Source organism: Burkholderia sp. MR1-5-21, from assembly GCF_053427715.1.
This window is the reverse complement of sequence record NZ_JBSAXD010000002.1, coordinates 99,766-111,068: the sequence shown is the minus strand read 5'-3', so window position 1 is coordinate 111,068 and position 11,303 is coordinate 99,766. Positions and strand designations below refer to the sequence as shown.

The following is an 11,303-nucleotide window of genomic DNA, read 5'->3' as shown; positions in this document are numbered from 1 at the left end:
GGCGGTGCCGTGCGGGCCAGCGTCCGGTGCGGAACGTGGTGGGAAGCATCGGCCGAACCCCCTGCGTGCGTCAATCCCCCCCGTCGCGAGTGGGGCCGCAACGGCACGGCGCCGATAGCATCGGTTCCAGCGAATCACGCATGGCACGAGGGGGCACCGATGGCGAAGCATCGACCGGTCGGTTCCGACGCATGACGAATGGCACGACGGAGAGGACACCCATGACGACTGCATCGACCGGAACGCGCCAGCGCGTGCCGCTCGCCGGATAAACGGAGCGGCACGATGTATCGCCATCTGCTCGTGAAGGTCGACGGCGCGCCCGGCGGCATCGACGCGGTCGGCCATGCGCTGGAGCTTGCGCGGGCAATGAGCGCGCGGGTCACGTTCGTGCTGCCGGACGGGCTGCCTGAAGCCGCGCCGGACTCGTATTTACCCGGAGCGCGCACGCAGGAGCAGGGTGCGAAAGTGGAAGCGGCCGCGCGGGCGCAGGGCGTGTCGTTTGCGATCGCGCCTGCCGGACGCACGCCGCTTTGGGCGCTTGCCCGCGTGCTCGGCTGCGACCTGATCTGCGTCGCGGCGCTGCCGCCCGGCGCCGACGCCCGCGCATGCACGCTGCGGCAGCGGCTGTTCGCCGCGAGCGGCGTGCCGGTGCTCGTGTGCGCGGTGTCGCACTCGCCGGCCGCGGCACGCGTGATCGCCCGCTGTCTCGACGCGCATCGCGCGGTGGCCGCGCTGCTGCACGCGCTGACGCGCTACGCGACGCAAGCGGGCGAACCGGGGCGGGATGCCGTCGCGTGCCGCGGCGTGCTTGCGGATCTCGCCGGCCTGCAGGCGCGGCGGTTCGGCGCGGGCGCCGAAGCACGGCTTTTTGCCGCGTTGCGCTCGCGCACCGAGAGCGTCGAGGCCGAGCTGGACGAACTCGACCGCCAGCATCGCCGCGATGCGCAAGCGCTGGACGCGCTGGCGCGGATGGCCGACGGCGCGCTGCCGTGCGCCACGTTCGACACGGCGCTCGCCCGCTATGCGCGCGGCGTGTTCGAGCAGATGGGGCGCAAGGAGGGCGTGATTTTCCCGGCGGCGCGGCGCTACCTGAGCGACGCCGACTGGACGGAACTGGACGAGGGCCCGGCGGATGACGCAGCCGCGACGCCGGGCGCAGACGAACCCGAGGATGCGCCGCGCGCATCCGACTGACTTATCACGGAGAAACACATGGCACATGCAGTGCGATTCCATCAAACCGGCGGCCCGGACGTGCTGCGCTGGGAAAGCGTCGAAGTCGGCGCCCCGGGGCCCGGCGAAGTGCGCGTCAAGCACGCGGCGGTCGGGCTCAACTTCGCGGACACCTATTTCCGCAGCGGGCTCTACCCGGTGCCGCTGCCGTCCGGCATCGGCGTCGAGGCGGCGGGCGTGGTCGAGGCCGTCGGCGACGGCGTGACGCACGTCGCGGTCGGCGATCGCGTGACCTATACGGGCTTCATCAACACGCTGGGCGCATACAGCACCGAGCGCCTGGTGCCCGCCGCGCCGCTGATCAGGCTGCCCGACGCGATCGCGTGCGACACCGCGGCCGCGATGACGATGCGCGGCCTCACGTCGGCTTACCTGATGCGGCGCATCCATGCGTTCAACGCAGGCGACACGATTCTGCTGCACGCGGCGGCCGGCGGCGTGGGCCTGATCGTGTCGCAGTGGGCGAAGCTGCTGGGGCTGAACGTGATCGGCACGGTGTCGAGCGAAGCGAAGGCGGAGATCGCACGCGCGCACGGCTGCGACCACGTCGTCCTCTATCGGCAGGAAGACATCGCGAGCCGTGTGCGCGAGCTGACGGACGGCAAGGGCGTCGACGTCGTGTTCGACAGCATCGGCAAGGACACCTTCGATGCGTCGCTCGATTCGCTGAAGCGCCGCGGCCTGATGGTGTGCGTGGGCACCGCGTCGGGCCCGATCCCGCCGTTCAATCCGCAACTGCTCGCGATGAAGGGATCGCTCTACATGACGCGCCCGGCGCTCGCCGACTACATCGCCGATCCGGCCGAGAAGGCGGAGCTGGCGGGCGAGCTGTTCGACCATGTCGCCGCCGGACGCATCCGGATCGAGATCAACCAGCGCTACGCACTCGAGGACGCGGTGCGCGCGCATCGCGACCTGGAGGCGGGCAAGACCACGGGCTCGTCGGTGTTCGACGTCTGAGGAGGCGACCATGCGAGTCGAACCACTGACGTGCGCGATCGGCGCGGAGCTGTCCGGCGTGAATCTCGCGGACGCCGCGCACGACGACGGCCTGTTCGCCGAGATCCGCGCACTGCTGCTGAAGCACCGCGTGCTGTTCCTGCGCGACCAGGACATCACGCGCGCCGAGCACGTCGCGTTCGCGCGGCGCTTCGGCGAGCTGGAAGATCACCCGGTCGCGGGCAGCGACCCCGACCATCCGGGCCTCGTGCGGATCTACAAGTCGCCCGACCAGCCGAACGACCGCTACGAGAACGCGTGGCACAGCGATGCGAGCTGGCGCGTGGCGCCGCCGCTCGGCTGCGTGCTGCGCTGCGTCGAGTGCCCGCCGGTCGGCGGCGACACGATGTGGGCGAACATGGTGCTTGCGTACGAGAACCTGCCCGCGCACGTGAAGGCGCAGATCGACGGGCTGCGCGCGCGGCACAGCATCGAGGCGAGCTTCGGCGCGGCGATGCCGATCGACAAGCGGCTCGCGCTGAAGGCGCAGTACCCGGACGCCGAGCATCCGGTCGTGCGCACGCATCCGGACACGGGCGAGAAGGTGCTGTACGTGAACGCGTTCACGACGCACTTCACGAACTTCCACACGCCGGAGCGCGTGCGCTTCGGGCAGGACGCGAACCCGGGCGCGGGGCAGCTGCTGCAGTACCTGGTCAGCCAGGCGTATATCCCCGAATACCAGGTGCGCTGGCGCTGGACGAAGAACAGCGTCGCGATCTGGGACAACCGCAGCACGCAGCATTACGCGGTGATGGACTACCCGCCGTGCGTGCGCAAGATGGAACGCGCCGGGATCGTCGGCGACGTGCCGTTCTGAGCGAACGATCGACACCCGTTTGACGCGACACACAAGACACAAGACGCGAGACGCAACACACGAAACGAGCGACACGCGGCGCGACGCCATGACGCTGCGGCGCACGTAACGATTCAAGCAGAACGATTCAATCTGGAGGACGACATGCAATTTCTCGACGATTCGCTGCACCCCGAAAACCAGGACAAGGTCGTGATCACGGTCGCGCCGTACGGCCCCGAATGGATGCCGGAGGATTTTCCGGAAGACATCCCGGTGACGATGGACGAGCACGTACAGAAGGCGATCGACTGCTACAACGCGGGCGCGACGGTGCTGCACATGCACGTGCGCGAACTCGACGGCAAGGGCAGCAAGCGGCTGTCGAAATTCAACGAGCTGCTCGGCCTGCTGCGCGAGGCCGTGCCCGACATGATCCTGCAGGTCGGCGGGTCGATCTCGTTCGCGCCGGAAGGCGAGGGCGCCGACGCAAAGTGGCTGTCCGACGACACGCGCCACATGCTCGCCGACCTGACGCCGAAGCCCGACCAGGTGACGGTCGCGATCAACACGGTGCAGATGAACATCACCGAGCTGATGGATCGCCGCGACATCGCCGGCACGTCGCTGAACGACGCCGCGTACTGGGAGGCCTATCGCGAAATGACGGTGCCGGCCGGGCCCGGCTGGGCCGACGAGCATCTGCGCCGGCTGCAGGAGGCCGGCATCCAGCCGCACTTCCAGCTCACCGGCATGCATTCGCTGGAAACGCTCGAACGGATGATCCGCCGCGGCGTGTACCGCGGTCCGCTGAACGTCACGTGGGTCGGCATCGGCGGCGGCTTCGACGGCCCGAATCCGTACAACTTCATGGAATTCGTGCGGCGCTGCCCGGACGGCGCGTGCATCACGCTCGAATCGCTGATGAAGAACGTGCTGCCGATCAACACGATCGCGATGGCGATGGGCCTGCATCCGCGCTGCGGGATCGAGGACACGATCATCGACCAGAAGGGCAACCGGATGACGTCGGTGCAGCAGGTCGAGCAGTGCGCGCGGATCGCGCGCGAGCTCGGCCGCGAGATCGCGACCGGCAAGGAAGCGAAGGCGATCTACAGGATCGGCGTCCAGTACGACAGCGTGGATGAGACGCTCGCGCAGCTCGGGATGGCGCCGAACCGCCGTCCAGGCCAGGTGAACGTACCGCTGCGCGCGGCCTGATACGGCGCGCAGCCGGGCGGCCGGCCGTCGCGGCCGCCGCCCGTCGATCGTGATCGTTGTGGCGTGGCCCCCATCCTTGCGCGCGGCGCAAGGCGGACTCCGGCCAACGGAGCGGGGCGACGCAAATCGTGCCGACGCGCCGACGCGCGGCACCGGAGGAGACACGCATGCTGATTCATCATGTCGAGCCGTCGATGCAGGACATGGCCGCGGCCCGCGGCCGCGCGCCCGCGTTCGCGTGGCTCGTGTTCGGGCTGACCGTCGGCCTGCTGCTGTCCGATTACATGTCGCGGCAGGTGCTCAACGCGGTGTTTCCGCTGCTCAAGCATGCATGGGGCCTGTCCGACATGCAGCTCGGCTCGCTGAGCGGCATCGTCGCGCTGCTGGTCGGCGTGCTGACGTTTCCGTTGTCGGTGCTCGCCGACCGTTTCGGCCGCGTGCGCAGCATCGTGCTGATGGCCGCGCTGTGGAGCCTTGCGACGCTCGGCTGCGCGCTGTCGACGAATTACACGGAAATGCTCGTGTCGCGCGGGCTCGTCGGGCTCGGCGAAGCCGCGTATGGCAGCGTCGGCGTCGCGCTGATCCTCAGCATCTTCCCCGCACATCTGCGCGCGACGCTGACCGGTGCATTCATGGCGGGCGGCGCGTTCGGCTCGGTGTTCGGGATGGCGCTCGGCGGCGTGGTCGGCGCGCATCTCGGCTGGCGCTGGTCGTTCGGCGTGATGGCCGCGCTCGGGCTCGTGCTGCTCGTCGCGTACCGCTGCGTCGTCACCGAACGGCGGCTCGCGGCATGCCGCGCCGAACCGTGCCGACGCGATGCCGGTGCATCCCGCAGCGTGCGCGGCAGTCTGCGCATGCTGATGACGGGCCTGTTTTCGTCGCGCTCGGTGATCTGCGCGTACGTCGGCAGCGGGCTGCACCTGTTCGTGCCGGGCGCGATGTTCGCGTGGCTGCCGAGCTACCTGAACCGCTACTACGCGATGGCGCCCGACCGCGCCGCGGTGCTCGCGGCGGGCTTCGTGCTGCTCGCCGGCATCGGGATGGTCGGCTGCGGGATCGTCACCGACCGGCTCGGCAAGGCCGACGGATCGCGCAAGTGGCTGACCGCGATCGTCTATTGCCTGCTGACGTGCGCGAGCCTCGCGCTCGCGTTCCGGCTGCCACCCGGGCCGCTGCAGCTCGCGCTGATCGGCGTCGGGATGCTGGTCGGCGCGGGGGCGTCCGGCGCCTCGGGCGCGATGGTCGCGAACCTGACGCCCGCCGCGATCCACGCGTCGGCATTCGCGACGCTCACGCTCGCGAACAACCTGATCGGCATGGCGCCCGGGCCGCTCTTGACCGGCTGGGTCGCAGATCACGCCGGGCTTATCGGCGCGCTGCAATGGATTCCCGCCGTGCCGCTCGCGGCCGCGGCGATGTTCGCGATCGGGCGTTCGAGCTACGCGGCCGATCTCGCGCACCTCGAACGCGCACGGCGTGCGCCTGCGCATTCCTGAACTGAACCCTTACGGAGGCTGCATGACCCTGGCGAAAGCGCCCACCATCCTGATCGTGCCCGGCTTGCGCGATCACGTCGAAGACCACTGGCAAACGCATCTCGCACGGCGCCTGCCGAGCGCACGCTCGGTCGCGCCGCTCGAACACGACAAGCTGAGCCGCGCCGCGCGCGTCGCGGCGCTCGACGCGGCGCTGGCCGAGATCGACGGTCCGGTGATCCTCGTCGCACACAGCGCCGGTGTGATGATCACCGTGCAGTGGGCGCGGCACGCGACGCGCGCGATCCAGGGCGCGCTGCTCGTCACGCCGGCCGATCTCGAAACGGCGATGCCCGCGCCGTATCCGTCGATCGACGCGATCCGGGACAACGGCTGGCTGCCGGTTCCGCGCGATCGCCTGCCGTTTCCGAGCATCGTCGCGGCCAGCCGCAACGATCCGCTCGCGCGCGTCGAACGCGTGGAAGCGTTTGCCGCAGGGTGGGGCAGCCGGCTCGTCGATCTCGGGGAGGTCGGACATATGAATCCGGCGTCGGGGTATGGCGAGTGGCCCGGCGCCCTTGCGCTGATCGCCGAAGTCCAGGCGCTGGGCGCGAATTGAGCGCAGGCTGGCCGGGCATGCCGTGATGCATGCACCGCCGGCCGCTTTCCTGATTTTCTGAAGCTGTCTTCGCAGTGGACAGACGACCGCATCGGCGCTGCCCGACACACCGCGCGCAGCCAGCGTCGTCTGCTGCGACGCCCATCATCCGTCTCGTTTCCGCCTCGCCTCCTGTCGTCTGACGTATGCACGCTTGCGTCGCTGCGCCGGCCTCCACGTCGCGCCGTCATGCCGAACCGGTTCCAAGTCGTCATTTCTTGATGTATGACGTCTTAACACGATGATTTGCCGATCGCCAGAATCGCGTCAATCCCGTCCTGCACACGAATCGACATGCGGCGGAAGGGTTTTTGTTAGGGAAACTCCCGCCCCGTCTGTCACGGTTTTTTGTTGACCGACATCGTATAACAAAGTCATGATTTCCCGAAAGAAAGGTCCCATCCACCTGACCGCAAGAGAGGAGACATGAACTTATCCAGGATCGCGCGCCGCGTCCGCCGCATCGCCTTGGCGCTGGGCTTCACGCTGTCGGCTGCGGCGGCTGTCGCCGCGCCGGTATCGATCAACGTCGTCGACGTCGCAGGCAATCTGCAGCTCACGCAAAAGGCGATCGAGGCGTTCAGGGACAAGAATCCGAACCTCGTGTCGAACGTCACGTTCACGAACGCGCCGGCGCCGCAGCTGCCCGGCAAGATCAAGGCGATGCAGGCGGCCGGCCGCTCCGACATCGACCTCGTGCTGACCGGCACCGACGCGCTCGCGGCCGGCATCGAGCAGAACCTGTGGCTGAAGCTGCTGCCCGACAACGCGGGCGCGTTCCCCGGCGTGCTCGACAGGTACGCGCCGGGCCCGCGCAAGATGCAGGATCTCGCGCAAGGCTTCGGCCTCGAAGTCACGTACATGCCGGCCGGGCCGCTGCTCGAATACAACCCGTCGAAGGTCAGCGATCCGCCGAAGACGCCCGCGCAACTGCTCGCGTGGTGCAAGGCGCACCCGAACAAGCTGATCTACGCGCGGCCGGCGAACTCGGGCCCGGGCCGCACGTTCCTGATGGGGCTGCCGTACGTGCTCGGCGACAAGAACCCGCAGGACCCGATCAACGGCTGGGACAAGACCTGGGCGTTCCTCAAGGAACTGAACGACTGCGTCCCGTACTACCCGGGCGGCACGTCGGCCGTGATGAAGGAGCTCGGCGAGGGCACGCGCGACATGACGGTGACCGTCACCGGCTGGGACCTGAACCCGCGCGCACTCGGCATCGTGCCGGCCGAGTTCCGGATCCAGGCGTTCGACAACATGACGTGGGTCAACGACGCGCACTACATGGTGATCCCGAAGGGCGTGCCGAAAGAGAAGCTCGACGCGCTGTACAAGCTGATGAACTTCCTGCTCGAGCCGCCACAGCAGGCGATGACCTACGACGACGGCTACTTCTATCCGGGCCCGGCCGTGAAGGGCGTGACGCTCGAGATGGCGCCCGCGCACAGCCAGGAGGTGATCCGGAAGTTCGGCCGTCCCGAGTACGCGAAGCTCCTCGCCGATCGTCCGCACGTGCAGCCGCTCAACGCGCAGGCGATGGTCGCCGCTTTCCAGAAGTGGGACCGCGAGATCGGTTCGCAGAAGTCGAAGTAACGCGACGAAAAGCACGCACCGGAATCACGCATGACATCGCGGGCGCTGCGGCGCCCGCGCCATCGGAGGCAGTCAGGAACACGTGATGAAGCACACTTTCGAACAGCTGCGCCTCGACGCGGTATGCCGCAGCTTCACCAATGCGGAAGGCGCGCAGGTCGCCGCGCTGCGCGGGCTCGATCTCGACATCCGGCGCGGCGAGTTCATCGCGCTGCTCGGCCCGTCCGGCTGCGGCAAGTCGACGGCGCTCAACTGCATCGCGGGCCTGCAGCCGCTCACGAGCGGCGGCATCTGGCTCGACGACACGCGTATCGACGTGCTGCCGCCCGAGCGCCGCGGGTTCGGCATGGTGTTCCAGAACTACGCGCTGTTCCCGCACATGTCGGTGCTCGACAACGTCGGCTTCGGCCTCAAGATGCGCGGCATGTCGAGGCAGGAAACTCGCACGCGCGCGAAGGAGGCGCTCGAGCTCGTGCAGCTCGTCGGCCACGAAGGCAAGCTGCCCGGCCAGCTGTCGGGCGGCCAGCAGCAGCGCGTCGCGATCGCGCGCGCGATCGTGATCGAGCCGCCGCTCGTGCTGATGGACGAGCCGCTGTCGAACCTCGACACGAAGCTGCGCATCGAGATGCGCGCGGAGATCCGCCGCATCCACACGCAGCTCGAACGCGCGACGATCTACGTGACGCACGACCAGGACGAGGCGCTGTCGATGGCCGACCGGATCGTCGTGATGAAGGAGGGCGTCGTCCAGCAGGTCGCGTCGCCGAAGGAGGTCTATACGCGGCCGCACAACCTGCACGTCGCGCGCTTCATGGGCTATCGCAACGTCATGTCGTTCACGCTCGAAGGAATGGCGGGCGACTACGTGACGGTCGCCGCGTCGGGCGTGCGGCTCACCGGCGTGCCGATGGCCGGCTTCGACCGCAAGGACGTCGTGGTCGCGCTGCGCCCCGACGATTTCGAGCGGGCCGATGCGGCCGACGACAATGCGTTCGACGTCACGGTCGAGACCGTCGAATACGGCGGACGCGATTCGCTGATCCGCGCGGTCGCGCCGTTCGGCAAGATCTGGGCGCGCGTCGCCGGCGAATTCGCGGAGGGCGAGCGCCTGCGCCTGCGCGTCGCGCCATCGTGCACGCTCGTCTACGACGGAGAAACGGCATGAACGCGTCCCACGCTCGCATTCGTTCGCTGCCCGCTGAAGGGGTGGTCCGGCGGGAGGCGGCATGAGCACGCTCCTCGCACCCGGCGCACCGCGCGACGCGAAAGGCTGGCTCGTCACGCCCGCGCTCGGCTTCATCGTCGCGCTGTTCATCTATCCGTTCGCTTATGGGCTCGCGCTGTCGTTCCAGCCGATGAACGGCGGCGGCGTGCTCGCGAACTACGTGCAGTTCTTCACCGACACCGCGATGTGGCCGACCGTGATCGTCACGCTGAAGCTCGCGGTGCCGGCGACGCTGATCAATGTCGGCGTATCGGTGCCGGTCGCGTTCGCGCTGCGCCGCAACTCGCCGTACCAGAAGTTCGTGACGACGCTGCTCGTGATCCCCGTCACGCTCGGCACGGTGCTCGTCGCGGACGGGATGCTCACGTACTTCGGCCCGAACGGCTGGTTCCCGCAGGCGCTGCAGGGGCTGCACCTGTACACGGACGAAGTGCGCCTCACGCACAACTACTGGGGCGTGCTGCTGTCGCTGATCGTGTCGGGCTTTCCGTTCGCGTTCCTGCTGATGCTGTCGTACATCAGCGGCATCGACCCGACGCTCGCCCGCGCGGCGGCCACGCTCGGCGCGAACCCATGGCAGCAGTTCCGGCAGATCTACCTGCCGCTCCTCGTGCCGGGGCTCACGATGGCCGCGTGCCTGTCGTTCGTGCAGGCGTTTTCAGTGTTCCCGTCGGCCGTGCTGCTCGGCGCGCCGGCCGGCCCGACGCGCGTGATCTCGATTGCCGCGGCCGAGGCCGCGTTCGAGAGCTACGACTATTCGCTCGCGTCGGCGATCGCGATGGTGATGGGATTCGTGCAGTTGCTGGTGGTCGCGTCGATGCTCGGCGCGCGCCGTTTCTTCTATACGGGTCCGGTGACGGGAGGCAAGGGCTGATGGCGACCGACAACCATGCCGCGCGGACCTGGCCGTCGCAGTCCGGCCAGCACGACGCGCGACGCGACGACGGCACGCGGCCCGTCAACGCGATGAAACCGCCCAAGGTGCGCAGCAGCGTCGCCGCCCGGGCGTGGCGGGCGCTCGTCTGGGGCGTGATGGCGTTCTTCCTGCTGAACGTTATGCTGCTGATCGCGACCGTCGCCGTGAACTCGGTCGCGACCCGCTGGTTCGGCACGCCGTTGCCGCAGGGCTTCACGCTGCACTGGTACGCGAAGGCGTGGGAGGACTTCCAGCTCGCGAGCGTGCTGTGGGTGACGGTCGAGGTGGTCGGCGCGGTCGTGCTGCTGTCGATCGCGCTCGGCGTGCCGGCCGCGTATGCGCTCGCGCGCGCGCAGTTTCCGGGCAAGCGCTTCGCGCTGCTGGTGTTCCTGTTGCCGCTGATGGTGCCGCCCGTCACGTACGGCATTCCGATGGCGACCGTGATGTACAAGGTCGGGCTCGCGGGCACGCTGTCCGGCGTGATCCTCGCGAACCTCGTGCCCGCGCTGCCGTTCGTGATCCTCGTGATGACGCCGTTCATCGAGCAGATCGACCCGAACCTCGAATCGGCCGCGCGCATCTTCGGCGCGAACACGTGGCGCTATTTCCGCTACGTGCTGCTGCCGCTGCTGGTGCCGGGCATGCTCGCGGCGGGGCTGCTCGTGCTGGTGCGCACGATCGGGATGTTCGAGCTGACGTTCTTCACGGCCGGGCCGAGCACACAGACGCTCGTCGTCGCGCTGTACTACGCGGTGTTCTCGACCGGCGTGCGCGCGCCGCAGTCGATCGACGCGATGGCGATGATCTACATGGCGATCACGCTCGTGTGGGTCGTGATCGCGCTGCAGTTCGTGAGCCCGACGCAGCTCGTGAGCCGCGTGAAGCAGGAGCGGCAGTAGCAGCAGTAGCGGACTCATCCTTCACGCGGGACGGGCAGGGTGGCGGCGGTCTGTCGTTGGCCGCCCTTCGTCCGGATCGGCCGACGGCTTGCTGCCATGCGCCGGTTTGCGGCAACGCGATACGTACCGCGGATGCTTACCGCGCCACGCCGACGTGCAGTGCCGCGCGACAGCCCCATGCAATTGGTTACAAATGGATACCGCGTACGGGGCGCGAACGTTGCAGACTACGCGGCATACCGGCGCGCAGCCGGCGTCTTCCGGGGCGCCGGCGCGGCGCGC

10 protein-coding genes are annotated in these 11,303 nt (G+C 68.7%); all 10 read left to right on the top strand.

Going from position 1 to position 11,303, the window contains the following annotated elements; translation table 11 throughout:
* The first annotated feature begins 285 nt into the window (after positions 1–285).
* The 10 genes from ACV229_RS03095 (at position 286) to ACV229_RS03050 (ending at position 11,021) form a co-directional block, all read left to right on the top strand.
* Positions 286–1,197 carry a hemerythrin domain-containing protein gene (locus tag ACV229_RS03095; RefSeq protein ID WP_448081662.1) on the top strand — a complete coding sequence of 304 codons (912 nt, stop codon included), beginning with the start codon at positions 286–288 and terminating at the stop codon, positions 1,195–1,197.
* Positions 1,198–1,215: 18 nt separating this feature from the next.
* Complete coding sequence (locus tag ACV229_RS03090) at positions 1,216–2,196, top strand: quinone oxidoreductase family protein (protein WP_448081661.1); 981 nt, start codon at positions 1,216–1,218, stop codon at positions 2,194–2,196.
* A 10-nt stretch (positions 2,197–2,206) separates the two neighbouring features.
* Positions 2,207–3,055: a TauD/TfdA dioxygenase family protein gene (locus tag ACV229_RS03085; protein ID WP_448081660.1), complete on the top strand. Its 849-nt coding sequence runs from the start codon at positions 2,207–2,209 to the stop codon at positions 3,053–3,055.
* 144 nt (positions 3,056–3,199) lie between these two features.
* Positions 3,200–4,255 (top strand): 3-keto-5-aminohexanoate cleavage protein, encoded by a 1,056-nt coding sequence (locus tag ACV229_RS03080; RefSeq protein ID WP_448081659.1) that lies wholly within the window; start codon positions 3,200–3,202, stop codon positions 4,253–4,255.
* Between the two features lie 167 nt (positions 4,256–4,422).
* Positions 4,423–5,751 carry an MFS transporter gene (locus tag ACV229_RS03075; RefSeq protein ID WP_448081658.1) on the top strand — a complete coding sequence of 443 codons (1,329 nt, stop codon included), beginning with the start codon at positions 4,423–4,425 and terminating at the stop codon, positions 5,749–5,751.
* A gap of 22 nt (positions 5,752–5,773) precedes the next feature.
* Positions 5,774–6,349 carry an RBBP9/YdeN family alpha/beta hydrolase gene (locus tag ACV229_RS03070; protein WP_448081657.1) on the top strand — a complete coding sequence of 192 codons (576 nt, stop codon included), beginning with the start codon at positions 5,774–5,776 and terminating at the stop codon, positions 6,347–6,349.
* Between the two features lie 465 nt (positions 6,350–6,814).
* Positions 6,815–7,981 carry an ABC transporter substrate-binding protein gene (locus ACV229_RS03065; RefSeq protein WP_448081656.1) on the top strand — a complete coding sequence of 389 codons (1,167 nt, stop codon included), beginning with the start codon at positions 6,815–6,817 and terminating at the stop codon, positions 7,979–7,981.
* Between the two features lie 85 nt (positions 7,982–8,066).
* Positions 8,067–9,146: an ABC transporter ATP-binding protein gene (locus tag ACV229_RS03060; RefSeq protein WP_448081655.1), complete on the top strand. Its 1,080-nt coding sequence runs from the start codon at positions 8,067–8,069 to the stop codon at positions 9,144–9,146.
* A 61-nt stretch (positions 9,147–9,207) separates the two neighbouring features.
* Positions 9,208–10,080 carry an ABC transporter permease gene (locus ACV229_RS03055; protein ID WP_448081654.1) on the top strand — a complete coding sequence of 291 codons (873 nt, stop codon included), beginning with the start codon at positions 9,208–9,210 and terminating at the stop codon, positions 10,078–10,080.
* On the top strand, positions 10,080–11,021 hold the full coding sequence (locus ACV229_RS03050) for an ABC transporter permease (RefSeq protein WP_448081653.1): 942 nt from the start codon (positions 10,080–10,082) through the stop codon (positions 11,019–11,021). Before ACV229_RS03055 ends, ACV229_RS03050 begins: the two co-directional genes overlap by 1 nt.
* Positions 11,022–11,303 lie beyond the last annotated feature (282 nt).

Excerpts from the sequence above, each read along its gene's own strand:
- ACV229_RS03095 (WP_448081662.1), top strand. The coding sequence starts at position 286 with ATGTATCGCCATCTGCTCGTGAAGGTCGACGGCGCGCCCGGCGGCATC.
- ACV229_RS03055 (WP_448081654.1), top strand. The coding sequence starts at position 9,208 with ATGAGCACGCTCCTCGCACCCGGCGCACCGCGCGACGCGAAAGGCTGG.
- ACV229_RS03050 (WP_448081653.1), top strand. The coding sequence starts at position 10,080 with ATGGCGACCGACAACCATGCCGCGCGGACCTGGCCGTCGCAGTCCGGC.
- ACV229_RS03090 (WP_448081661.1), top strand. The coding sequence starts at position 1,216 with ATGGCACATGCAGTGCGATTCCATCAAACCGGCGGCCCGGACGTGCTG.
- ACV229_RS03080 (WP_448081659.1), top strand. The coding sequence starts at position 3,200 with ATGCAATTTCTCGACGATTCGCTGCACCCCGAAAACCAGGACAAGGTC.
- ACV229_RS03075 (WP_448081658.1), top strand. The coding sequence starts at position 4,423 with ATGCTGATTCATCATGTCGAGCCGTCGATGCAGGACATGGCCGCGGCC.
- ACV229_RS03060 (WP_448081655.1), top strand. The coding sequence starts at position 8,067 with ATGAAGCACACTTTCGAACAGCTGCGCCTCGACGCGGTATGCCGCAGC.
- ACV229_RS03065 (WP_448081656.1), top strand. The coding sequence starts at position 6,815 with ATGAACTTATCCAGGATCGCGCGCCGCGTCCGCCGCATCGCCTTGGCG.
- ACV229_RS03085 (WP_448081660.1), top strand. The coding sequence starts at position 2,207 with ATGCGAGTCGAACCACTGACGTGCGCGATCGGCGCGGAGCTGTCCGGC.
- ACV229_RS03070 (WP_448081657.1), top strand. The coding sequence starts at position 5,774 with ATGACCCTGGCGAAAGCGCCCACCATCCTGATCGTGCCCGGCTTGCGC.